The organism is Mucilaginibacter ximonensis, assembly GCF_042686265.1.
In the GTDB taxonomy this organism is placed as follows: Bacteria; Bacteroidota; Bacteroidia; order Sphingobacteriales; family Sphingobacteriaceae; genus Mucilaginibacter; species Mucilaginibacter ximonensis.
In genome coordinates, this window is sequence record NZ_JBHUPD010000004.1 from 148,950 (window position 1) to 173,650 (window position 24,701).

Consider the following 24,701-nt stretch of genomic DNA (forward strand, 5'->3'; position numbering starts at 1 on the left):
TATCCAAAATATGAGTTTAGAAATTAAAGTTCCGCCCGTAGGCGAGTCAATAACAGAAGTAACGTTATCAAGCTGGTTAAAAAAAGATGGCGATACCGTTGCAATGGACGAAGCAATAGCCGAGTTGGAATCAGACAAAGCTACATTTGAGCTTACCGCTGAAAAAGCCGGCGTTTTAAAAACTATAGCTAAAGAGGGCGATGTTTTAGCTATTGGGGCTGTTGTTTGCACTATTGAAGAAGGTGGCGCTGCTGCCGCTACCCCAAAAGTCGAAGCAGTTCCTGCAGCTAAAGCCGGAGTTGCCACCTCTGCTCCTACTGCTGCGGCTGAAAAAGGAACTACTTATGCATCAGGCACACCATCGCCTGCTGCAGCCAAAATATTAGCCGAAAAAGGCGTTGAGGCCGGCTCAGTAACCGGTACCGGCGTTAATGGCCGCATTACCAAAGAAGACGCTGTAGCCGCGCAAGCTGCACCTGCAAAAGCACCCGCTGCTCCAAGCCCACCTGCTGCCGCTCCGGCTCCTGCTGCACCGGCCGGTTCAAGAACAGAGCGCCGCGAAAAAATGTCGCCGCTACGCAAAACTGTAGCTAAACGTTTGGTAGCTGTAAAAAATGAGACAGCCATGCTAACTACCTTTAACGAGGTGGATATGCAGCCTATCATGGACCTGCGCGCCAAATACAAAGACAAATTCAAAGAAAAACACGGCGTTGGCTTAGGCTTTATGTCGTTTTTCACCAAAGCTGTTACTGAAGCACTGAAAGACTGGCCTGCAGTTGGTGCCCGTATTGAAGGCGAAGAGATTGTGTACAGCAACTTTGCTGATATCTCGATCGCCGTATCTGCTCCTAAAGGCCTGGTAGTGCCGGTCATCCGTAATGCGGATGCTATGAGCCTGGCTGATATTGAGAAGGCAGTTGTTGCCCTGGCTACCAAAGCCCGCGACAATAAATTGTCGTTAGAAGAAATGACAGGCGGTACCTTTACTATCACCAATGGCGGTGTATTTGGATCGATGTTATCTACGCCGATCATCAACTCACCGCAGTCGGCTATTTTGGGTATGCACAACATTATTGAGCGCCCTGTAGCAGTAAACGGCCAGGTAGTAATTCGCCCAATGATGTACGTTGCCCTTTCATACGACCACCGTATTGTTGACGGCCGCGAGTCGGTAAGCTTCCTGGTAAGAGTTAAGCAATTACTGGAAGACCCTGCAAGATTGTTATTAGGGGTGTAACGTAGCTCGATCATAAAAAAGAAAAGCGGCCTAATTTGAGCCGCTTTTCTTTTTTTACGTTTGTCATTTCGAGCGTCGCGAGAAATCTTATACAAGCGATTTGGCAAAGCGTATAAGATTTCTCCCGTCGGTCGAAATGACAATATGTTTTAAGTATTAGAGATCTATATCACCCTTTTCAAAGCCTGAACATACCCCAAATGTATCCCATCATGAAAGGCCAAAAAGGCAATGGCTTCTTCAATGTTATTAACGCTGTTGCCGTAACGGGTCGTCCACGGGGTATAATTGTCAAACTTATCAGTTTGCAGATCAGCTTCTAATTGTTCAAGAGTCGAAAAAAATAAACCCTTTATCAATTGCAGGTCTTCAGCACTTACAAAGCCTTCAGGTTTTGTCCCTCCTATAAACGGCGTGAAAAAACGCTCTTCAGTTACAATGTTTACGCCACCACGTTGGTAGCAAATATTTTGTTGCGTAGCTACAATATGAGCCAAATTCCAGACGATGTTGTTGTTAAAGCCTACCGGTATTTTATTCAATTGCTCCTGGGTCAGATCTTTTACTAAATCAAGCAAACTGGTACGGGTCAGTTTTATAAATTCAATAGTTGTTTTCATGGTGTGTGAGTTATTTGGAGCTAATGTAGTGGTTCTGCAGCAATTTATATTTCTAATGCCAGCGCCAAATATTTGCCTACCTTTGCGCTGCTGAAATTATTACGTTTAAATGTCGTTATCTGCCCATACAGCCAAACAATCTGACAAACCCATCTGGTACTTTTTGCTGTGCTGGACGATATTAAACGCAATCCAGGCCGCTACCCTCGAACTTCACGCCGACGAGGCCTATTACTGGATGTACTCGCGCTTTCTGGACTGGGGCTATTTTGACCACCCGCCAATGGTCGCCCTGTTCATCCGCATTGGCGATAGTATCGGGCACAATGAGTTCTGTATGCGGCTAATTACCGTAATGGCAAGCAGCATCAGTATTTACGTACTCTGGCTTATTTTAAAGCGATACGCAGTTAACGCATCAGCCTTTATTATGGTGGTAGCGGGTATGCTGATATTGCATATCTACGGTTTTATTACCACGCCCGACGCACCGTTGTTCTTTTTTGCTGTGCTGTTCTATTATTTCTACCAGCGTTATCTTGACGACGACAATTGGTGGCTGGCTACAGTACTGGGTGTAGTAATTGCATGTATGTTTTACAGCAAGTATCACGCGGTACTATTGGTGGCATTCACGGTGGTCAGCAACGTTAAACTGTTTAAGCGGCCGTCGTTCTGGTTCATTGCGGGGCTGGCGGTCGTGTTGTATATCCCGCATATTTTATGGCAGATTAATCACGGCTTCCCTTCGGTTAACTATCATTTATATGAGCGTGCAGTAAAGGTTTATAACCCAGAGAATAGCTACCTGTATGTTCCCGGGCAGTTGCTTATGGCAGGGCCAATTGTTGGTTGGTTCTTGTTCTACTCAGCTTATACCATCAAGATCAAGGATGCTTTTATACGTTGTCTGCTGGTGAACGGCATTGGCACTACTGCTTTCTTTTTCTTTGCGACTTTCAGAGGCGAGGCGCAGCCTCACTGGACGCTCATAGCCTTTGCGCCTTTAATTATGCTGGCGCTCATCCGCTTTAATCAAAAAGGCGGGGTGCCCAAATGGTTTAATACAGTAGCCGCTATCAATATTATTTTTGTTGTGGCGTTACGCCTGGGGATGATTTTTCAATGGCCTATAGTTACACAAATAGGCCAGATTAAAAGCTACTACGGTTTTAAAGACTGGGCGCAAACCATTCATAAAAAAATTGGCGACAGCTACCTGATTCTGGATAACGGCTTTCAAAATCCTTCAAAATATAATTATTATACTAACAGTCTTAAAGCCTTCTCTTACGATTCGCGCTATTACCGCCGCACACAGTATGATATCTGGCCGATTGAAGACGAGATGCAGCGCCAACGGGTTTACCATTTGATAGACACGCCGCAAGCGGATGCTCACGAGCCTATACGCACCAAAGCCGGCATTTGGTATGGCGGTTGGGTTGATGATGTACGTACTTATCAAAAACTACAGGTAGAAAGCGGCTTGACCCATTTAACTTTACACGCCGGTGAGCAAACGACTGTTGCTTTAACCATAACAAATCCATATCCTTACACGGTGAATTTTAGCGACAAAGGGCGCCTGCACAAAGCGCTTTTAGGTGTTGTGTTTTTCAAAGATGACGGTACCGGCTCGTCGCAAAAAAGTGGTGATGATTTTAATGATATCGTACTAAAGCCAGGGCAAAGCACGCATTACAACTTTAAATTTGTGGCACCAAAAAAAGGAAATTACGAAATGATATTCTCTGTCAGGACAGAACCTTTTGAGGGTAGCAAAAACAGCAGGATCATTAAACTACTGGTCAATTAATCAATTATCTATGTTAAAAAAAATCTACTTTATTCTTTTTGTTTCGATACTGAGCAGCACCGCGGCGCTAGCGCAACGCAGTTTAGATGTTAATTTTAACGGGCTCGGCTTTTTAGATAACCGTGAATACAAAGCATTCATCCCGCGCTCACGCACCTATTCAGGCACCCGCACTGCGCTTGACTTTGGTTTGAATATGGATAGCCTGAACCATTTCATAGTAGGTGTTAATGCCCTGCATGAGTTTGGCGCACAGCCTTTTTTTGCACAAGTTGACCCGGTAGCTTATTATAAATACACAGGCACCAGGTGGAATTTCTACGCAGGCGAGTTTCCGCGGCAGGGCTTACTGGACGATTACCCGCGCGCATTGTTAAACGACACATTACAATACTATCGCCCTAACGTTCAGGGTTTGCTGGCGCGATATCAAACCGAAAACTTTACAGAGACAGGTTGGATTGATTGGGTTAGCCGCCAGACAGCCACACGCCGCGAACAATTTTTATTTGGTTTCTCGGGCAAGTATCGCCCCGTTACATACGGTCCGTTTTATGTATCGCACTATTTCTTTTTGATGCATGATGCCGGTGCTGAAATACCCGTGCCTAACGACCGGATCAACGACAACGGCGCTGCCGAAATTAAAGTAGGGCTTGATTTCAGCCACAAAACGGTATTTGACTCATTAACCTTTGAAGCCGGCGGCTTAATGTCTTTAGAACGTGCGCGTGGTATTGACGGTTTCCAAACGCCTAAAGGTTTTATATTTAATGCTTACCTAAGTTACCACCGGCTGGCATTTTATGAAGAGTTTTATCACGGTCAGGGCAGCACAATTGAATATGGCGATTCCTTTTATTCAAAACCAACTTATAACCGTTTAGATATTATTTATACCCCATTTGCTTTTGAAAGGATAAGAGGGCAGTTTATTGCCAGTTTCCATTTCTCGCCGGGACATCTCAATGATAACCAGGAAGCGTTTAAAGTCACTTACGATCTGGGAAGGAAGATCATTGCACGGTTTAATCAGGATTGACAGATATTAATTAATAATTCGCCCGGTAAGATCAACGGTGCGGGCAAATGGATTTAGATACTGATTAGCCAGAATAGCAAACTCTCTGCGGGTTACAACATGGTTCAGGTCAAAGTCTGACTTGAACCTGTATCTCTCCTTCCAGTCTTTCTGCATTGTCAATCGGAAAGCCTCTGGTTCAGAAAGGGTAATTTCGCTGATAAAAGACAGTAAATCTTTGGTGGTAAATTTAATACCCGGTTTAGCGTTATTGAACCATATAAATGCCCGGCTATAAATTTCAGTAAGTACTGGCTTTATTTCGGCCGTATAAACCGCAGAGTCGGGCATAAAAAGATAAGCTGCCTGCTGGTTGTCAGCGTTCTTCACCACACCCTTTAACAACCCGGTAACAGCTACCTGCTGTATGGCCCTAAAATAACGATCTTGGGGATTTACATCATCAAAAGGGAGCAAGTAGCCTTTAAAATCGAGTAACTCGCTTTGTATGGCCCTGACTTTTAAATTCTTACTGGTAGTTTTAAAAAAGGCACAAAATGCAGCCATCGTACCGGCGCCCTGCCCGATAGCCATTTGCATGGGCAGGTTAGGCTTATTGTTGAGCACATTTTCGGTTACAAATAAATTATCAGCATTTTTTACTACTAATAAACCCATGGGTATAAAGCGCCATCCGGTCAGGTTTAACGGGGTGCCAGCTGAATTAACAGGTACCCGCAGTTCATCACCCGCAACTATTGATGTTCGGTATAAGTTGTCGTTATAAGTTAAAGGGGGTAATAAAGATGCGCCGGCCAGCTTGGTAACCTCATTACCCTCGGTTGCATCAATCAATGTTTTGGTTTTTACGTAATAAATTTTCCCGTTTTGAGTATAGGCCACTTCCCAGCCAGTGCCGTCTTTTTCAACAGTTTTATACGGGGCATCTAATTTTAAAGTTAAACGTGATGTGGTATCGGCTATTTTTTTCAGAATACCTGCGCCTGTAAAAGGTTCAAACTGAAGCGGCGCGTTATAAGTAGTATCGTAAGCCGGTTTGCTTTTATAAAACTGATGGATTTGCCTCCTGAACTCGCCCCAAATGCCGGATGGAAGATTGCTGTTATCGGTTAATGTAATCATATTCTTTCCTTGCAGCGTGGGCATCCAGCTACCATTAACCAACAACACCGTTTTGAGTTTGCTACGCGAACTTTGGATAGCCGCTGCAACTGCACCCGGCCCATTACCTATTACTAAAACATCTGTTTTGATGGTTTCGGCAACAGCCAGAGAAGAATAAAAAATAAAAATCAGGGCAAATAACTTTTTCACCATCAGCCAAATAAACAGATTAAAACGCTAAATTAGGGCAAACCTTGTACTTATGGCAAAAAATTCTACTTTAAAGTATGGTATTTTACCACTCAGCCTTGTTTTGAGTTTTATTTTCGGTGCGTTTGTTTGGAACGAAGTGCAAACAAGCCCGATTACTACCCAGGTTATAGCAGCTGCCGAAAAAATCATCGGTATCGAATTCAATGAGGCACAAAGAGACTCCATGTTAAGTTCGGTAAATGAACGGGTTCAATATTACCAGCAGATCCGCAAGCTTAACATGCCCAATAGCGTGGTGCCTTCGCTTAACTTTAATCCGGTACCGGTGGGCTTTGTGCCTCAGGACAAAAGCAATGGTTTTAAATTATCCAAAATAGGCCAGGTAAAGCTACCGGCCGATAAAAATGAACTGGCTTTTTACACTATTCATCAGTTGGCTGAACTGTTGCGCACGCGTCAGATCACCTCAGTAGAACTCACTAAATTTTATATCGATCGATTAAAAAAATATAACCCCAAACTGCTTTTTGTTGTTAACCTAACCGAAGACGACGCGCTTAAAGAAGCCGAACAAGCTGATGCAGAAATTAAAGCCGGCAAGTATCGGGGCGTACTGCATGGTATTCCGTACGGTGTAAAAGATCTGCTGTCAACGGCTGATTCAAAAACCACATTTGGTGCGGCCCCTTATAAAGAACAAAAGCTTGGCATTGATGCAACGGTGGTAAAACGCCTGCACGATGCCGGTGCAATATTGGTTGCTAAACTTACCTTAGGCGAGTTAGCCATGGGCGACACCTGGTTTGGCGGCATGACGCGAAACCCCTGGGATATTACACGCGGTTCGAGCGGTTCCTCGGCAGGGCCGGCTTCGGCTGTAAGTGCGGGTTGCCTGCCTTTTGCCATTGGCTCAGAAACTTTGGGTTCTATTGTATCGCCGTCAACCGAGTGCGGTGATACAGGTTTGCGTCCATCTTTCGGGCGCGTTAGCAAATTTGGTGCGATGGCATTAAGCTGGAGTATGGACAAGTTGGGACCCATAACCCGTGATGTTGAAGATTGTGCTATTGTATTTAACGCTATACAAGGCACAGACGCCAAAGACTTAAGCACTATAGCCGCGCCATTTAATTATGATGGCAATGTGGCTTCGCTTAAAGGCTGGAAAATAGGTTACATTAAATCGGCCTTTCAAAGCCGCTACGCCAATAAAATTAACGACTCGCTGACTTTAGTAAAACTGAAGGAGCTGGGCGCTGAGTTAGTACCGGTTGAAATACCTGATATGCCATTAGGCGCTATATCAACCATGTTAGATGTTGAGGCAGGCGCGGCCTTCCAGGAACTGGTGCTAAACCATAAAGACGATATGCTGGCACAGCAACGAAAATACTCATGGCCTAATATTTTCCGCGCGGCGCAATTTGTACCGGCGGTTGAGTATGTTCAGGCCAGCCGCGCACGTACACTTTTAGTACAACAATGGTATGAAAAATTAAAAGGCCTGGACATTTATGTAGCTCCGGCCTTCAGCGCCAATTTAACGCTCACCAACCTGACAGGTAATCCCTGCGTAGTTTTACCCAACGGGTTTAACCGTGCCGGCAGGCCAGCCAGTATTACGTTTATGGGCCAATTATTTGGCGAGGGTAAGACTTTAGCAGCCGCCAGAATTTACCAACAAGCCACCAACTTTAATAAAAAACATCCTACTTTGGCCTTCTAAGTAATGCAAAAGCATGAGTAGCACCACAACCGTCGACCCGTTACAATTTCCGATAGGTAAATTTGTTGTTCCTGAAACCTACACGCCCAACGCGATCAAAGGTTGGATCAACGATATCCGCGAGCTTCCCGCCAAAATGCGCGCAGCTGTAGCCGGCCTGACCGACGCACAACTCGAAACCCACTACCGCCCCGGCGGCTGGACTATAAGACAAGTCGTACATCACGTTGCAGACAGCCATATTAATTCGCTGGTGCGCTTTAAGTGGGCGCTAACTGAGGATAGTCCAACCATTAAAGCCTATAACCAGGTGGAATGGGCAAAATTACCCGACTATAAATTACCGCTCGAGCCATCGCTCATCATGCTTGAGGGTATCCACCAGCGCCTGATAGCCTTATTTGAAAGTTTTACTGATGCAGATTGGGATCGTCACTTTATACACCCTGAAACCGGGGCGGCAATAACTCTGAAACGAAACCTGGCGCTGTATGCCTGGCATAGTAAGCATCATTTAGCGCACATTACTAATACTATTGCTAAGTTTTAACCTCACCCCGGCCCTCTCCAAGGGAGAAGGAGTTTGATTACTGGTATATCAGTTCATGTCAATAACATAAGACGCAAAATATTGCGTCTCTACCAAACGTGAATCAACGTAGAGACGCAATATTTTGCGTCTCCTGCCATCCAACCCAATATACAACGCCAACGGTTCCCTCTCCTTCGGAGCGGGTTAGGGAGAGATTTTTTAAATATTATTTATAATTAGTCTAAATAAAATAACAAAAAGGTAGTAACTTGCGGGCATCAAATATTTATGACGCCTCTAAAAAAAACTATACTGTTTATTCATCGGTGGTTAGGGTTTATCTCTGGCCTGGTAGTGGTAATTGTGAGCCTTACCGGTTGTCTGTATGTTTTTCAGGATGAAATACAAGATGCCCTATATGACTACCGCAAGGTAGCGGTTGAGCAAAAACCATTTATGCTGCCGTCGCAGTTGAGGCAGATAGCTTTCAGATATTACCCTACTGCCGAAAAAGACCCGGTTGTGGGTTACTATGGCAAAGACCGCCCGGCTATTGTGATGCTGAACGTGCCAAAGGTTGGCCTGCGTTACATTAGTTTAAACCCCTATAATGGTAAGTTTTTGCATGACGAAAATATCATGCGCAACTTTTTTGTAGTGGTTGAATACATACACCTGTATTTGCTGCTGCCTCCGGCTATAGGCAGGCAGATTGTGGGCTGGTGTGTAGTGATATTTGTGCTGCTTTTGATAACCGGGATAGTACTCTGGTGGCCCAAACGTAAAAGCGACCGTAAACGCAGCTTCAGTATTAAATGGAACGGCCGCTGGCGCCGGGTTAACTACGACCTGCATAATGTGCTTGGTTTTTATGCCTGCAGTGCCGCGCTTATCCTGGCAATTACCGGCCTTTCTATTTGTTTTGATTGGGTTACTAAAGGCATTAACAAAGCGGTAAATCTGGGCAAAACCTACGCTGCCGAAGAGCGCACTTCGGTATCTGACTCGCTGCACAAACCCCGTATAGCTGTTAATACCTGGGACAAGGGCTTTTTGTATGCGACGCAACATTCGCCGCAGGCCCATATGTATATTATTTACGGCGAAACCGCAAAAGCCAGTGGTACCATAACCGTGAATGCCTATTACGAGGCCATGCGTTATTATAAAGGCGACAGTTATACATTCGACCAGTTTAGCGCCAAACCACTCAAAGAATTAAAGCATCAGGCCAAGAGCGCGGGCCTTAAACTAAACGACATGAACTATGATATTCATATTGGCCAGATATTAGGCTTGCCAGGCAAAATAATTGCTTTTTTAGCCAGCCTCATATGCGCCAGTTTGCCTGTAACCGGCTTTGTGATATGGTGGGGCAAACGCAATAAAAAAGGGAAGAAAGTTAAAGATGTTGTTCATCGTCGTACACACCAAAAACTGGCAATGAAGTAATTACTCACATCTAATTTAAAAACATCATGTGCGAAGTAAAAACGCTAAGTCAGCGTGGGTCTACCGTGATAAGCCAGTGCATTGAATGCAAAATGTTAAACATTTGGCACAATAACCTATTGTTCAATTTCACACCACAGCAATTTGCTGATTTCTGCAGTTTTGTAGGCAGTCTGGAATTTGAAGACCGCTCGCATCCTTTTCCTGACGGACAGGAACGGGCTATTTTAAAAACCCCTGTGGAGCATTTGAACTTTACTTTTACTAAAGATGAATGGGAAGATATGAAAGCGGCTATGGATGAAGCGACGTATATGCAGACGGTTTTTGCATTGATACGTTAAGTCGATTTGTCCTCTTGAATAATAGTGAGAAATGACCCGGTGTTATAAAAACCTACAAAAATTCAATCACCACATCGTCACTTACCGGATGGCCGGTACAGGTTAAAACCAATCCGTTTGCTAAATCAAGATCAGTCAGCACATCATTAACCGGCATGTCGATACGCCCGCTGATGCAGGTTGCCGTGCAGGCAGAACAGATACCGGCGCGGCAACTGTAAGGCAGATGCAGATTATTTTGCAACGCAGCTTGCAAAATTGTCTGGTTTTCGCCCACCATTAAATCATGAATTTCATTATTAAATTTTATGCGCACATAACGCGGCGGGTAATTAATATAACCCCCAGGCACCGGCACAGTGTTCAGTACAAAGTTTTCTTTGCGGATATTATGGTTATCAATGCCCATAAATAGCAACGTCAACCTCACCATACGCATATAGGCAAACGGTCCGCACAGGTAAAATTCTGCGTTTACTAATTCGAAACTTACAAAGCGTTTTACCAGTTGCTCGGTATTGACATTATTTAACCTATTCCCTTCGTTACTGAGCAGATGAATAATTTTCAACCTTTCGGGATGTTGTTTTTGCAGGTGGTTCAGGCTGTCCGAAAATAAAATGGAGGTGCGGTCCTGGCTGCTGTAAAAAAGGGTTAGTTTGCTTTCGCCGGCACGAGCCAAAATATATTTGAGCTGAGAAAATACCGGAACAATTCCACTACCAGCGGCAAAAAATACGATGTCTTTTGCTACGTAAAATCCGGTTGCTGTAAATCGACCGGCAGGTTCCACAGCTTGAATGATATCGCCGGGCTTTATTTTGGCAAGCATAAAACGCGATATCTCGCCATTGGCTACGCGTTTTACGGTAATGGCTAACTGTGCTTCGTCGGGCGACGAGCTAAGTGAGTATGACCGCCTGATCTCTTCATCCCGATGCGTAAAAACCAGCGTGATAAACTGCCCGGCTTTGTAGTCAATCTTTCTGCCTGACACTTCGGTCAGCAAAAAAGTCGCCGTATCGGCAGTCTCCCAATTTATAGACTCAACCCTTAATTGCAGCATCAGGCCTTCAGAACTATGTTGCCAAACTGCGAAGATGTTTTCATTTTTTCAATAGCCTTAACAGCTTCCGCCAGCGGGAAAACCTCATCAATGGTCGGGACGATCTGGTGCTCATCCATAAAAGCCAGCATAGTCTCAAAATCTTTTTTAGTACCCATGGTGGTACCTAATATTTGTAGCTGCTTCCAGTATATCTTTCTCCCAGGTATGGCCGGCATATCGCCGGCGGTGGCGCCAAAGAAAACTATCCGGCCGCCTGGTTTAGCCAGGTCAGCAAATTTGGCAAAGCCCGCACCCAGTGCGCTATCAATAATCACATCAAAACCACCGGACAGATACTGCAATTCTTCTGCCCAATCCTGCGCCTTATAATTCACGCCTGCTTGGGCACCCATTTGCCTGGCCCGCTCAATCTTATCGTTGCTGCCAGAGGTTACAAATACTTTGCAGCCTGCTGCTACCGCCCATTGCAGTGCAAAAGCGCCGGTGCCACCACCAACGCCCGAGATCAATACAGTATCGCCTTTTTTTGCGCGTCCTTTAGTAAACAGCGCACGGAAAGCCGTTAATCCCGCCAGCGGAAAAGCAGCCGCTTGCTCCCAGTTGAGGTAGGCCGGTTTGTTATACAAGTACTCGGCGCGGGTTTTTACATATTCGGCAAAAGTACCGTCCTCCGGCAGACCGAGAATTTTAAAATCTTTACCCTGGTAATTTTCGTCTTCGCCCCAGTTATTGCTGGGGTTGATAATTACCTCCTTATTTAACCATGAAGTATCTACACCTTCGCCTACTTCGGCAACGGTGCCTGCACCATCTGAGCCTAGTATAATTGGATATTTCAATCCGGCGTATTTGCCTATGCTTATCCAATAATCGCGGCGGTTTAGTCCTGCGGTTTTAATTTTTACCAAAACTTCGCCAGCGGCCAGGGTTGGTTTTTCAACTTCTTTCCAGGTTATTGGTTTGTCGGGGGCTTCAAGTACGTTGGCTTTCATATGGATAAATATTACCTCACCCTGCCCTCTCCAGTGGAGACGGTTCGTTTTGTTGGGTGGTTTTAATTTAACAAAAAAAGGCAGCGTATGATTGCTGCCTTTCAATTTATAAATTTTCAAATCCGAAATCGAAGATCCGACATTCGAAATTAAGCAATCGCTTTAGCGTATAACTCAGCAACGTGTGGCCAGTTAATAACATTCCAAATGGCTGCCAGATAATCAGGGCGACGGTTTTGGTATTTCAGGTAGTAAGCGTGCTCCCAAACGTCGATACCTAAAATTGGGGTACCTTTTACCTCGGCAATGTCCATTAACGGATTATCTTGGTTTGGAGTAGAAGTTATAGTCAGTTTCTTATCGGCAGTGACAATCAACCATGCCCAGCCTGAACCAAAACGGGTAGCGCCGGCTTCAGAAACTTTAGTTTTAAAATCAGCAAATGAACCGAACATGCTTTTAATTGCATCGGCCAAAGCGCCGGTAGGTTCGCCGCCGCCGTTTGGCGATAGCAAGGTCCAGAATAATGTGTGGTTGTAGTGGCCGCCACCATTATTACGTACGGCAGCCGGGTATTTTGAAATGTTTTTAATAATGTCGTCCAGGTTACCGTCTGCTTCTGGTTTACCTTCTAAAGCTTTATTTAAGTTGGTAACATAAGCCTGGTGGTGTTTGCCATGGTGAATTTCCATGGTCAGTTTATCAATGTGCGGTTCTAATGCATCAGTAGCATAAGAAAGCGCCGGTAGTGTAAATGCCATAATGGTTATTTTAAAGTTTAAAAATTGTTGTCTAGCAAATATAATGCGATGCTGCGGTTTTTGAAGTAAAATAATGTCATGTTTTTTTAAGGTATTATAATGCTGATGTAATTAAAAAAATACAAACCAACACGCCAAAGCCGCGTTATAGCTAACGCGAATAGATATTTTAAGCAAATAATCACTATTTTTCAGTACGTTGGGGCCTATTATTATTTCTATCATTTTTAAATTATAATTAAATTTATAATTTAGAACAAAAATACCTCTGACTACTACCAACACACAACGAATGACTGCAAGCATCGACCTAAGCAATTGCGATACTGAACCAATCCATATACCCGGCCAAATACAGTCGCATGGATTTTTAATCGCTGTTGATTCTAATTGCATTATCAGATTTCACAGCGAGAACATTGCTGATTTCCTGCCTAATTTGCCGCCAAATTTATTGGGACGGCCCATAAATGATATAGAACCGATTATAGGCGCTAATGAGCCGCCCGACTTTATTAACCAGCTTATAAGCTTTGGTCGCAGCAATAAAAGTTTCGATCAAACCAACCCCTTTACCACCGATTTGCAGGGCCGTCCGTTTTTCTTAATAATTAATGAATCGGGGCCCTTATACCTTTTGGAATTTGAACCGGCCGAGTCTGACATGAAAGTTGACTTACAGCGTATGGTGGGCCGTTCTGTTGCCGAAATGCTATCCGATAAGAATTTAAAAAACTTATTGAAAAACAGCGCCAACCAGGTTAAAAACATTATAGGATATGATAGGGTGATGATTTACCGTTTTGCGCGAGACGGCCACGGCGAAGTAGTTGCCGAAGCCAAAAACGACGAGCTTGAGCCATGGTTGGGCCTGCATTATCCAGCTTCTGACATACCCAAACAAGCGCGCGAATTATACAAACGCAACCTAACCCGGTTAATTGCCAATGTGCACACTACCCCATCAAGAATTGTAACTACTGTACAATTAAGTGAAAACTCGCTGGATTTAACGCATTCGCAACTACGTGCTGTATCCCCTATTCATATCCAATATTTGAAAAACATGGGGGTCGAGTCGAGTTTCAGCATCTCCCTGCTTTATAAAAAAGAATTGTGGGGATTAATTGCCTGCCATAATTACTCGCCGCGTTTTATTGACTACAAAGCGCGCGATTCGGCAAAGCTAATCGGGCAGATCCTGTCGTCGGCCCTTGAATTCAGACAAGACGAGGCAAATAAACATTTGCAGGAAAAATATAATGCCGCGGTTGATGTGCTATCCAAAAACATGTTAAAAAATAACAGTATAGAGGAAGCGCTTACCTTGCCAGGCAACAATATTATGCATGCAACCGATGCAACGGGCGCTGCTTTGATTTATGAAAATACCGTTACCAAAGTAGGCAACACACCAAACAATGAGCAAATACAAAAGCTACTTGCCTGGGTTAAAGAAAATATAGACGAGCCGCTATACTACACCAACGAGCTGCCTTATATATATCCCGAAGCTGATAGCTACAAGAAGATAGCCAGTGGTGTAATGATATTAACGCTCTCGGCCGAGCTATCTGAATATATTATCTGGTTTAAGCCTGAACATTTGGAGATAGTGCAATGGGCCGGAAACCCGGAAAAGAATGTAGAGGTTGCTGCTGACGGTTCGAAAATTATATCACCGCGAAACTCGTTCGAGGCATGGTCGCAGGAAGTATCGGGCAAGTCTGAGCCGTGGAACGACGAAGAAATCAAATCTGTAAGCCGACTACGTGCCGAAGTAAGTTATGCTATCACCCAAAAAGCGGGCGCCATCCGCATGCTTAATGAGCGGTTAAAACAAGCATACGAAGAGTTGGATACTTTCAGCTTTACCATATCGCACGATTTAAAAAATCCGCTGTCCACCATTAAAGGTTATGCACAGATGTTGTCAAAAACTTCGGGGCTGGAGGGTCGCGCACAAGAAGTACTCACTAAAATCGATAGTAAGGTTGACCGCATGAACGCCATGATTAACGAGGTTCTGGAATACTCACGTATCGGCCGGTTGGATCTGAAACCTGTTGAAGTGCAAGTTTTGCCGATCATAGACGATCACGTACGCGACCTTAAAATGGTTTATAATGCCGAACACCTGAAAGTCAACATTAAAAATACCCCACCGGTAATGGGCGACCCTACCATGGTATCGCAAATTTTTGCAAACTTACTGAGTAACGCCGTTAAGTATAGTCTTCCATCAGATGCGCCAGAAGTGACTATTGATGCTAAAGGTGGTGAAAGCGATATTATTTATACCATCAAAGACAATGGCGTAGGTATTGATATCAAACAGCTGCCCCGCGTGTTTGAGCTGTTTAAACGGATGGACAACGTGCAGGACATTGAGGGCACCGGCGTTGGCCTGGCCATTGTAAAACGTATTGTTGAAAAACATAACGGCAGAATATGGGTAGACAGCAAGCTGGGTGAAGGCTCGACTTTTTATGTAGCGTTTAAAAAGTAAAACCTGCCAATTTTATCATATTTGGCGAAGGTTTGCCCCATCGTCGCGAATCTGGTTTACAGCACTTTAACCCCTACGCAAACCCTTTCGGCCTTTAGTAGTTATATCTGTTACAAATATTTAACTATGAGATCGATCTGGAAAGGTTCAATAGGTTTCGGGCTGGTGAGCATACCGGTTAAGCTGTATTCGGCGGTACAAACCAGCTCACTTGATTTTGATATGCTGGACAGCCGCGACCATTCGCGCATACGCTACCAGCGCGTCAACGAGCATACACACAAAGAGGTGCCTTATGACAAGATTGTTAAAGGCTATAAAATGGGCGACGATTACGTCATCATGGAAGATCATGACTTTGAGGATGCCGCACCCGAAAAAAGTAAGGTAATTACTATTGAGGCCTTTGTTAATATCGATGAGGTTAACCCCATGTTTTACGAAACATCGTACTATACCGAGCCCGATACCAAAAACAATAAAGCCTATGCCCTGCTCCTGCAGGCACTGATAAAATCAAAAAAAGCCGGACTGGCACGCTTTGTCCTCCGAAGTACCGAAAGTTTGTGTATTGTTCACCCGGTAAATAATGTACTGGTAGTAACCCGTATTCGCTTTGGTCAGCAAATTCGCGAAACAGACGACCTAAACGTGCCGGATAAAGTAGAGGTGAGCAAAAAGGAATTGGATATGGGTTTAACACTGATAGACCAGTACTCTGAAAAGTTCGATGTGTCCAAGTTTAAGGACGAATATAATGCACAATTGCTCGAAGTTATCAAGGCAAAATCAAAGGGAAAACGCGCAACAGTTAAAAAATTAAAGCCTCATAAGACCAGTGGCACAGACCTTTACGACCAATTAATGGATAGTTTGAAGGTAAAAAAGGGCGCTTAGCTATTCAGGAGATTTTTTAATCGAAATTTTTGGATTGATAATTGTAAATATCAAAACATCTATCTATAAACATTAAAATAAAAAGATTATGAACTCACTTTTGTATATCATCGCAGTTATCCTGATCATAGGATGGGCGTTAGGATTTTTCTTCTATTCAGCAGGTGGTATTATTCACGTATTGCTGGTAATTGCAGTAATTTCATTGCTTTTAGGTTTGATCAGAAGACCAACCGCAATCTAATTTAACTGTTAGATATTCGAAACAAATAAGCCTTGCGTCATAAAACGCAAGGCTTATTTATTTATGCCAAATTGCAGAGATGCAAGGCTGTTCAGTGCGCTATTATTTAAGTGTTAACCACTTTTTACGTACTGCCAGCTGCTGTGCTCCCGCATCAGGCAACTCTTCAATTTTGTATTTTACCTTATTGCTTTTCAGCAAGGTTACCGGGATGTCCATACTCAGGCCATCGCGTATAACGGTTACTTTAATTTTGTCGCCTACCTTTTTGCCGGTTAACAATTTGCCGGCTTCGGTTACGGGTTCATCATTAATGGCAATAATTTCATCGTTAACATTAATACCATCTTTCCAGGCGGCGCTGTTACGGGTTACGGTAGCAACAAATAAACGCGGGATGTTCGGCACCGTAGTAATACCCAAAGTGGGTTCATTGGTGTCTGCCAGCTCGTCGGTTAACTTATAGCCCGCAAAACCCAGGTAATGGTTATAATTAACCGGAGTAAGGCCGTTGATATATTGGGCATAAAAATCATCCAGATTTTTATTGGCAAATTTTTCCAGTCCGGCTTTAAATTCAGCGTCAGTGTAACCTCGCTTTTTAATTTTGTAGTATTCGTTATACATGTATTTCATTACATCGTCAAGCGAATATTGGCCTTTACTGTCATTAATAATCTCCAGGTCAAGCAGCAGCGCAATAATTGATCCTTTGGTGTAGTAAGATATGGTACTGTTGCCTGAATTTTCATTTGGCCGATAGGCTTTTATCCAGGCATCATAACTGGCCTCAGACAGGGTCTGTACTTTGGCGCCTTCAGAGTTTTCCAGCAAATTGATATCCTCTGCCAATACACCTAAATAATTCTCAGGGGTATAAAGTTGCGTACGGCGCACAATAATATCCTGATAATAAGCGGTGAAGCCTTCGGCGATCCATAGGTTAGTTGTATAGGCTTCGTTATCATAATCAAACGGACCTAATACTATCGGGCGAAGCCTCTTAACGTTCCATAGATGAAAATGCTCATGCGCAGCCAGGCTCAAAAAATTTTGATAACCGCGGTCGGTAGCGTAAGCGTCGCGCGAGGCGCCGAGTGTGGTTGAGCTCAAGTGTTCAAGCCCACCCCCGCTTTTTAGCGCATTATGTACAATGAAGGTATAATGTTTATTGGGGTTTTCGCCGTAAATAGCCACTTCTTCAGCTACAATTTTTGCAAGGTCGTTTTTCAGACGTTCTTTGTCATAATTACCCCCGCCTTGCATACAAACCTCGTAATGCACGCCATCAGCATCAAAGTTAAAAATGTCCTGATTACCAATTTCTATAGGCGAATCAAACAAAATATCAAAATCAGGCGAGTAGCGGGTAAAGGTATCACCGTTAACTTTTTCTAAACTGGTTGACACAGCGTTCCACTCTTTGTATGGTTTGATGTGTATGGTAGCGGGCGCATGCAACATATTGCCCGGATATAAAAACATATCAGGCGATGACAGGAAAGCGTGCGTGGCATCAATAAAACTGGTACGTACCGATATCTCAAATGCATACACACGATATTTTACGGTCACGGCGTCAATGCCGGCGGTGTGCAGCTTCCAGATGTTTTTCCGGGTTTTTACCGCAGCAAGTGGCTTATTGTTGGCACTTGCACGCAAACTTTCAATATTACGCTCAAACTCGCGTATCAGGTACGAGCCGGGTGTCCAAACGGGCATTTTTAATTCAAGCTCATCCTGCTTTAAGCCGGTAATTTTTAGCTCGATATCAGCATAATGTGCCTGCGCTTCAGGAAATGATATGTTATAAGTAATCTGGGTGTTATCTGCCGCCATGCCGGTAGTAGCCATAAGTAATAGTATTAAAGAAAATATAATTGACAGTTTATTTTTTTTCATTTCGCAATGTATGAAATTTTGAACTCAGCTATAGTTGCAAAAATAAAAGTAAACAGACCCCGCAGTTGTAAAATGGTTGATACATGCAACTAATTGCCAAACTCGTATTTTATTTTAGTGTTTTACTTATGACGACAAAACTTATTGAACCGATATCGCGCAAGTTAAACGTCCTGGGAAGGGATTATTTAGCTGCGCTTGATCATCATATGATACGCTTTGGCATCGACCGGCACTATTACCCGCTGGCGTTGATTGTTCATCACGACGGACAGTTAACCCAAAAAGGATTGGCAGATATATTGAGTAAGGATAAATCGCTTATTGTAAAAATTATCGACCGGCTTAGCGATCAGGGCTTTGTACAGCGTGAAACTAACCCGGACGACAGGCGTGAACACTTTTTAGCGCCCACTGAAAAGGCTAAAGAAGTAATGCCGCATTTGCTTAAAACATTTGAACACATGAATGCATCGGCCTCAAAAGGCATATCAAAACAGGACATGGAGATTTTTGAGAACGTGCTGATTAAAATGAGAGAAAATTTGGCAGAATTTGAACAAACCGAACCTGTACCATACCCTGTTTAAAATAGAAGTACACATATAATAAAAAAACTCGTACCACACACCATTAACACACACTCATCAACATGAAGACCAAGTATGTTATATACATCTTATTGGCACTGGCAATTGGCTATTTGATTTACAATAAGTTTTTTAGCGCGCGGGCAAAAAAACTGGAACAAGAAACTACCCGTGGCGGAGGCAAAAGCAAAAAGGGCCGTAACGGCCCGGTTGCCGTAAAGCTGATGATTGCAAAGGACACTACACTTGACAACGCTATTGACGTTACCGGCAGCCTGGACGCTAATGAAAAAGTAAACCTGATAAGCGAAACGTCTGGCAATATTACCGGAATTTATTTTCAGGAAGGTACGCAGGTTAAAAAGGGCCAGCTGCTGGTTAAAGTTTACAACCAGGACCAGTTAGCCTCATTAAAACAAGTGAACTATCAGATCGCGTTAGCAAAACAAAATGAAACCCGTAACAAAATATTGCTGCAAAAAGAAGCTATAAGCCAGCAGGAATATGATACTTCATTAACCAACCTGAACAGCTTAACGGCACAGGCAGATATGTTGAAAGCACAGATTGCTAAAACCGAGATACGTGCGCCTTTTTCTGGCACTATAGGTTTGCGTAATGTAAGCCCGGGTAGCTACTTGTCGCCAAACACAGCAATAGCCTCATTGGTAAATATTGATCCCGCGAAGCTTACATTTTCAGTCCCTGAAAAATATTTACCGCTAATTAATAAAGGCACTAAGGTAACTTTCAGTGTAAGCAGCTCAAACCAAAACTTTAAAGCCGTGGTGTATGCGCTTGAACCAGCTATTGATGTGAACTCGCGGTCTATAACAGTCAGAGCCAGGGCCGCTAACCCGAATGGTTTGCTGAAGGCGGGTAGTTTTGCCAAAATTAACCTGCAACTGGACCAAATACCCAAAACCATTATGCTACCTACCGAGTGTGTAGTGCCCGGTTTGAAAACGAGTGTAGTATACGTTTACCATCAGGGCAAGGCGGTTGAACGGCCGGTTAAAACTGATGTGCGTACCGACACACGCGTGCAAATTACCAGCGGCATTAAACCAGGCGATAGCGTGGTGGTATCGGGCATTATCCAAATGCGGGCAAAAGTGCCATTGAAAGTTATTCAGGTTATTAAATAAGACTGTTTCCCCATGAGTTTATCCTCTGTCAGTATAAAAAGGCCGGTGCTGGCAACAGTAATGTCAGTTGTTATTGTTGTGTTCGGTGTTATCGGCTACAATTTTCTGGGCGTGCGCGACTTCCCGTCGATTGACCCGCCCATTATTTCGGTGTCCACCAGTTATACCGGCGCCAATGCCGACGTTATCGAGTCGCAAATCACCGAACCTTTAGAAAAAGCAATTAATGGTGTGCCCGGTATCCGTAATATATCGTCAACCAGCTCAGTAGGCAGCAGCCAGATCACGGTAGAGTTTAACCTGGACGCCGACCTGGAAACCGCCGCTAACGACGTGCGGGATAAAGTAGGACAGGCCCAGCGCCAGTTACCGCAGGATATCACCGCTCCGCCTGTTGTTACCAAAGCCGACGCGAATGCTGATAACATTATCACCGTATCAGTTACCAGCGACAAGCGTAACATTATGCAGGTAGACGACTATGCCGAGAACGTATTGCAGGAAGGCTTGCAAACCATACCCGGCGTAAGCGCCATTAATATTCAGGGGCAGCGCCAGTACGCCATGCGTTTATGGATAGATCCGGCTAAGCTAACCGCCTTAGGCGTTGCCGCAACGGATATTACAGATGCCTTGAACAAAGAGAATGTGGAGCTGCCTGCCGGTAAGATTGAGGGCAATAACACCGAGCTGATAGTGCGTGCCGTAGGTAAAATGAGCACCGAGGAGGAGTTTAACAACATGATTATACGCGCAGACAGCTCGCGCGTGATCAGGCTAAAAGATATTGGTTATGCCGTGTTAGGGTCGGCTAATGAAGAAACCGCTTTTAAAGAAAGCGGGGTTTTGCAGGTGGCGCTGGCCATTGTGCCGCAGCCGGGTGCAAATTATGTACAAATAGCTAAAGACTTTTACAAACGTTTTGATGAGCTAAAGAAAGACCTGCCCGCCGATATCCATGTAAAGGTATTGCTGGATAATACCAAGTTTATCAATCAATCGATAGAAGAGGTGGAAGAAACGCTGGCTATATCGTTCGTGCTGGTGGTAATTATTATCTACCTTTTCTTTAGAGACTGGCTCATTGCCTTCAGGCCGCTGATAGATATCCCCGTGTCGTTAATAGGTACGTTCTTTATCATGTATATTTTTGGCTTCTCTATTAACATCCTGACGCTGCTTGGTATTGTGCTGGCCACGGGCCTGGTAGTGGATGACGGTATTGTGGTTACAGAGAACATCTACAAAAAGGTAGAACAAGGAATGCCTATACGTCAGGCAGCCTTTGAAGGGTCGGCCGAAATTTTCTTTGCAGTTATATCAACATCAATTACATTGGCTGCAGTGTTCCTGCCTATTGTATTTTTACAAGGATTTACGGGCCGTTTATTCCGCGAATTTGCGGTGGTTGTGGCCGGTTCTGTATTGATATCAGCTTTCGTATCCTTATCGTTAACACCGATGCTGAATGTGAAACTGATTCGTAAAAATCAAAAGAAATCTAAATTCTACGAGCGTACTGAGCCATTCTTTCAAAACATGACTAGCTCATACACCGAGAGTTTAATCAGGTTTATGAAACACCGCTGGATAGCGATTGCTATCCTTATAGGCTCAATAGGTATCATATTGGTATTAAACAAAGCGATACCGTCAGAGCTGGCGCCGCTGGACGACAAGAGCCTGGTACGTTTTAATGTAACCGGGTCAGAGGGTGCGTCATATGAATACATGACCAAATACATGGACAATATCTCCAACATGATTCTTGACTCTGTACCCGAAACACAGGTTAACCTTGAAATTGTTGCAGCAGGTGCTGGCGGTAGCGGAGCCGTGAATAATGGTTTTGGCCGTATTGGTTTAGTACCGCCCGATCAGCGTAAACGCTCACAAAACGACATTGCCAACTGGCTGACGCGCCAGGTGAGCCGTTTCCCCGACGCCCGGGTTACTGTAACGCAGGAGCAAACCATTAGCGGCGGTGGTGGCGGCGCTAAAAGTGCGTTGCCTGTACAATTTGTTATCCAGAACCAGGATTTTGAGAAGATACGTGCCGTATTGCCTAAGTTTTTTGCCGAGGTTAGCCGCAGCCCCGTGTTTGTTACTCCGGACGTTAACCTGAAATTTACCAAGCCCGAGCTAAGCGTAGTTACAGACCGCGATCGCGCGAGAGACCTGGGCGTTTCAGTTGCCGATATTGCTAATACCTTGCAATTGTATTATAGTGCGGGCCGTTTAGCTTACTTTCTGTTAAATGGCAAGCAGTACCAGGTAATAGCCCAGGCTGACCGTGCCAACCGCGACCAGCCCCTCGACCTGAAAACACTTTATGTGCGTAACAACAAGGGCCAGCTGATACAGCTTGATAACGTAGTAAAAGTATCAGAGGATGCAACGCCTCCCGCCATCTATCACTTTAACAGGTTTAAGTCGGCCACGTTTCAGGCTGGTTTAGCTCCGGGTCGTACAGTAGGCGATGGCATTGCCGAGATGAACCGGATTGCCAAAGAAACCCTCGATGACAGCTTTAGTACAGAGTTAAGCGGCGCCTCCCGGGATTTTGCCGAGAGTGCCTCTAATATTATGTTCGCATTCATATTTGCGCTATTGCTTATTTACCTGGTATTGGCGGCTCAGTTTGAGAGCTTTAAAGACCCGGTTATTGTGATGCTAACTGTGCCGCTGGCGGTAGCCGGAGCTTTCTTATCGTTATGGTTGTTTGACCAAACGCTGAACATCTTTAGCCAGATCGGTATCATTACACTGGTTGGCCTGGTAACCAAAAACGGCATCTTGATTGTTGAGTTTGCCAATCAGCGCATGGAGCATGGTTTGCAAAAATATGAGGCTGTTGTTGAAGCTGCCACCGCTCGTCTTCGCCCAATTTTGATGACCAGTATGGCCGTGGTATTAGGCTCAGTACCTATTGCGTTTGCATTGGGTGCAGGTGCCAAGAGCCGTGTATCGTTAGGCATCGTGATTATTGGCGGTATGTTGTTTTCGTTGGTATTAACACTGTATGTCATCCCGACGATGTACGTGCTCATTGCCTCTAAAGAACGCCACGATCCGAACCACGTTGATGACGATGAGCAAAATGGCGATAAGAAAAAGAAACAAGTAAAACTGATTGAAAACGAATAAGCAATGATGATGAAACTCAAAAAAACAGCCCGCTTCGTTTTTTGCTTTATGGTAATTTGCAGTTTTGCCAAGGCGCAAACTGCACCGCCTATGTTAACCTTGAAAGAGGCGGTTGAATTAGCTTTAAAAAACAACTACAATATTGTTCTGGCTAAGAACAATCAAGCCATAGCCCAAAATAACACCACACTGGGTAATGCCGGTTTTTTACCATCGGTTGGGGCGAGTTTAACACAAAATAATAGCCAGCAGCATATTGAGCAGACGCGGTCTGATGGCACGGTAAATAAAATCCCCGCAGCCAAAAACAGTAGTTTAAGTTACGGCCCCAGCCTCAATTGGACTATCTTTAATGGCTTTGCGATGTTTGCTAATTACGACCAGTTAAAGCAACTAAACGAATATAGCACGGTAGCCGCTCACGATACTATTCTCTCAACTACAACTGAAGTAATACTGACCTATTATGACCTTATCAACCAGAACGAGCAGATCAAGGCGCAACATGGAGCTATTGACATATCGCGCACGCAGCTAAAATATGCCAGCGATAAATTTAGCGTAGGCACCGCATCACATTTGGATGTGTATAATGCGCAGGTTAATTTAAATACGGATACTGCCACTTTGCTGAATTTGCTGTCTCATTTTAAGGCTACCAAAATAAAGTTGAACCAAATGCTGGTACGTGACCCGCAAACTGATTTTTCGGTAACAGACACCATTATAGTTGATCATAGTTTGGTGTTGGGCGACATCCTGTCGACCGCGCAAACACAAAACCCTAATATTGTTCTGGCACAGATCAATAAACGCATTGCTGATATCGGCTTAAAGCAGGCGCAGGCAACCCGTTACCCGGTAGTAAGTCTGGGCGGCGGTTATACGTGGAGCAATAGTAAAACGCCGGCCGGTTTTACCCATACACAAGACACCAGGGGTTTTAATTATGGTTTGACGGCCTCTGTAAACATATTTAATGGTTTTAACCAAAGCCGTATTGAGCGTAACGCGAAAATACAAATCGACAATGCCGAAATTGGAGTTAAAAAAACCCGGCTAAGCGTTGAAAGCCAGGTAAATAACCTGTATGTAAGCTACCTGTCGGGATTGGATCTGATTAAATTAGGGCAATCAAATGTGGTAATAGCCAAAAAGAATCTGGACATATCGTTAGAAAAATATAAAATCGGGACTATCACACCATTGGAGATCAGAGAGGCGCAGCGCAACTATCTGGATGCGCAATCTACCTTCTTTGCCGCTCAGTATCAGTCGAAAGTGGCCGAGGTGACGCTTAAACAAATTACCAATAATTTGAATATCCAATAATGCAGATAAAATTTA

The 24,701-nt window shown here is 44.2% G+C and carries 20 protein-coding genes; 14 read left to right on the plus strand and 6 right to left on the minus strand.

What is annotated here, in order from left to right; translation table 11 throughout:
- Window positions 1–10 precede the first annotated feature (10 nt).
- Window positions 11–1,243 carry a 2-oxoglutarate dehydrogenase complex dihydrolipoyllysine-residue succinyltransferase gene (gene odhB / locus ACFS5N_RS17745; protein WP_377188807.1) on the plus strand — a complete coding sequence of 411 codons (1,233 nt, stop codon included), beginning with the start codon at window positions 11–13 and terminating at the stop codon, window positions 1,241–1,243.
- 164 nt (window positions 1,244–1,407) lie between these two features.
- Here the strand turns inward: odhB and ACFS5N_RS17750 are convergent, their stop codons facing one another.
- Window positions 1,408–1,863, minus strand: coding sequence for a DinB family protein (locus ACFS5N_RS17750; RefSeq protein WP_377188810.1), 456 nt, complete (start codon window positions 1,861–1,863; stop codon window positions 1,408–1,410).
- A gap of 109 nt (window positions 1,864–1,972) precedes the next feature.
- On the opposite strand from ACFS5N_RS17750, the gene ACFS5N_RS17755 reads away from it, so the two are divergent.
- Both ACFS5N_RS17755 and ACFS5N_RS17760 read left to right on the plus strand, forming a co-directional pair.
- Entirely contained in the window at window positions 1,973–3,682 is a 1,710-nt protein-coding gene (locus ACFS5N_RS17755; RefSeq protein ID WP_377188813.1) for an ArnT family glycosyltransferase, read from the plus strand.
- 10 nt (window positions 3,683–3,692) lie between these two features.
- Window positions 3,693–4,724: a hypothetical protein gene (locus ACFS5N_RS17760; RefSeq protein ID WP_377188816.1), complete on the plus strand. Its 1,032-nt coding sequence runs from the start codon at window positions 3,693–3,695 to the stop codon at window positions 4,722–4,724.
- A 6-nt stretch (window positions 4,725–4,730) separates the two neighbouring features.
- Here ACFS5N_RS17760 and ACFS5N_RS17765 read toward each other — a convergent pair whose 3' ends face one another.
- Window positions 4,731–6,041 (minus strand): FAD-dependent oxidoreductase, encoded by a 1,311-nt coding sequence (locus ACFS5N_RS17765; protein WP_377188818.1) that lies wholly within the window; start codon window positions 6,039–6,041, stop codon window positions 4,731–4,733.
- A 49-nt stretch (window positions 6,042–6,090) separates the two neighbouring features.
- Between ACFS5N_RS17765 and ACFS5N_RS17770 the strand changes: the two genes are divergently transcribed.
- The 4 genes from ACFS5N_RS17770 to ACFS5N_RS17785 all read left to right on the plus strand — a co-directional run bounded on the left by ACFS5N_RS17770 (window position 6,091) and on the right by ACFS5N_RS17785 (window position 10,095).
- The gene (locus ACFS5N_RS17770; RefSeq protein ID WP_377188821.1) at window positions 6,091–7,767 is read left to right on the plus strand and encodes an amidase; all 1,677 of its coding nucleotides are present in this window, start codon (window positions 6,091–6,093) and stop codon (window positions 7,765–7,767) included.
- A gap of 13 nt (window positions 7,768–7,780) precedes the next feature.
- Window positions 7,781–8,317 (plus strand): YfiT family bacillithiol transferase, encoded by a 537-nt coding sequence (locus ACFS5N_RS17775; protein WP_377188824.1) that lies wholly within the window; start codon window positions 7,781–7,783, stop codon window positions 8,315–8,317.
- 270 nt (window positions 8,318–8,587) lie between these two features.
- Complete coding sequence (locus ACFS5N_RS17780; RefSeq protein WP_377188827.1) at window positions 8,588–9,751, plus strand: PepSY-associated TM helix domain-containing protein; 1,164 nt, start codon at window positions 8,588–8,590, stop codon at window positions 9,749–9,751.
- A 26-nt stretch (window positions 9,752–9,777) separates the two neighbouring features.
- Window positions 9,778–10,095 (plus strand): DUF6686 family protein, encoded by a 318-nt coding sequence (locus ACFS5N_RS17785; RefSeq protein WP_377188830.1) that lies wholly within the window; start codon window positions 9,778–9,780, stop codon window positions 10,093–10,095.
- A gap of 52 nt (window positions 10,096–10,147) precedes the next feature.
- Here the strand turns inward: ACFS5N_RS17785 and ACFS5N_RS17790 are convergent, their stop codons facing one another.
- The 3 genes from ACFS5N_RS17790 to ACFS5N_RS17800 form a co-directional block, all read right to left on the minus strand.
- Entirely contained in the window at window positions 10,148–11,161 is a 1,014-nt protein-coding gene (locus ACFS5N_RS17790) for a 2Fe-2S iron-sulfur cluster-binding protein (protein WP_377188832.1), read from the minus strand.
- Window positions 11,161–12,156, minus strand: a complete 996-nt coding sequence (locus ACFS5N_RS17795) for a zinc-binding dehydrogenase (RefSeq protein ID WP_377188835.1) — start codon at window positions 12,154–12,156, stop codon at window positions 11,161–11,163. The genes ACFS5N_RS17790 and ACFS5N_RS17795 overlap by 1 nt, the downstream gene beginning before the upstream one ends.
- Before the next feature lie 149 nt (window positions 12,157–12,305).
- Window positions 12,306–12,917, minus strand: a complete 612-nt coding sequence (locus ACFS5N_RS17800) for a superoxide dismutase (RefSeq protein ID WP_377188838.1) — start codon at window positions 12,915–12,917, stop codon at window positions 12,306–12,308.
- 292 nt (window positions 12,918–13,209) lie between these two features.
- On the opposite strand from ACFS5N_RS17800, the gene ACFS5N_RS17805 reads away from it, so the two are divergent.
- The 3 genes from ACFS5N_RS17805 to ACFS5N_RS17815 all read left to right on the plus strand — a co-directional run bounded on the left by ACFS5N_RS17805 (window position 13,210) and on the right by ACFS5N_RS17815 (window position 16,567).
- Window positions 13,210–15,426, plus strand: a complete 2,217-nt coding sequence (locus ACFS5N_RS17805; RefSeq protein ID WP_377188841.1) for an ATP-binding protein — start codon at window positions 13,210–13,212, stop codon at window positions 15,424–15,426.
- A gap of 126 nt (window positions 15,427–15,552) precedes the next feature.
- Entirely contained in the window at window positions 15,553–16,323 is a 771-nt protein-coding gene (ku, locus tag ACFS5N_RS17810; protein WP_377188844.1) for a non-homologous end joining protein Ku, read from the plus strand.
- Window positions 16,324–16,411: 88 nt separating this feature from the next.
- A complete protein-coding gene (locus tag ACFS5N_RS17815) occupies window positions 16,412–16,567 on the plus strand; it encodes a lmo0937 family membrane protein (protein ID WP_377188847.1) in 156 nt (51 codons plus the stop codon).
- A 102-nt stretch (window positions 16,568–16,669) separates the two neighbouring features.
- Here ACFS5N_RS17815 and ACFS5N_RS17820 read toward each other — a convergent pair whose 3' ends face one another.
- Window positions 16,670–18,469: a M61 family metallopeptidase gene (locus ACFS5N_RS17820; RefSeq protein ID WP_377188850.1), complete on the minus strand. Its 1,800-nt coding sequence runs from the start codon at window positions 18,467–18,469 to the stop codon at window positions 16,670–16,672.
- 128 nt (window positions 18,470–18,597) lie between these two features.
- Between ACFS5N_RS17820 and ACFS5N_RS17825 the strand changes: the two genes are divergently transcribed.
- The 4 genes from ACFS5N_RS17825 (at window position 18,598) to ACFS5N_RS17840 (ending at window position 24,686) form a co-directional block, all read left to right on the plus strand.
- Window positions 18,598–19,059 carry a MarR family winged helix-turn-helix transcriptional regulator gene (locus ACFS5N_RS17825; RefSeq protein WP_377188853.1) on the plus strand — a complete coding sequence of 154 codons (462 nt, stop codon included), beginning with the start codon at window positions 18,598–18,600 and terminating at the stop codon, window positions 19,057–19,059.
- 62 nt (window positions 19,060–19,121) lie between these two features.
- On the plus strand, window positions 19,122–20,207 hold the full coding sequence (locus ACFS5N_RS17830; protein WP_377188857.1) for an efflux RND transporter periplasmic adaptor subunit: 1,086 nt from the start codon (window positions 19,122–19,124) through the stop codon (window positions 20,205–20,207).
- 12 nt (window positions 20,208–20,219) lie between these two features.
- Window positions 20,220–23,354: an efflux RND transporter permease subunit gene (locus tag ACFS5N_RS17835; protein ID WP_377188860.1), complete on the plus strand. Its 3,135-nt coding sequence runs from the start codon at window positions 20,220–20,222 to the stop codon at window positions 23,352–23,354.
- A gap of 3 nt (window positions 23,355–23,357) precedes the next feature.
- Window positions 23,358–24,686 (plus strand): TolC family protein, encoded by a 1,329-nt coding sequence (locus ACFS5N_RS17840; RefSeq protein ID WP_377188863.1) that lies wholly within the window; start codon window positions 23,358–23,360, stop codon window positions 24,684–24,686.
- The last annotated feature ends 15 nt before the right edge of the window (window positions 24,687–24,701 follow it).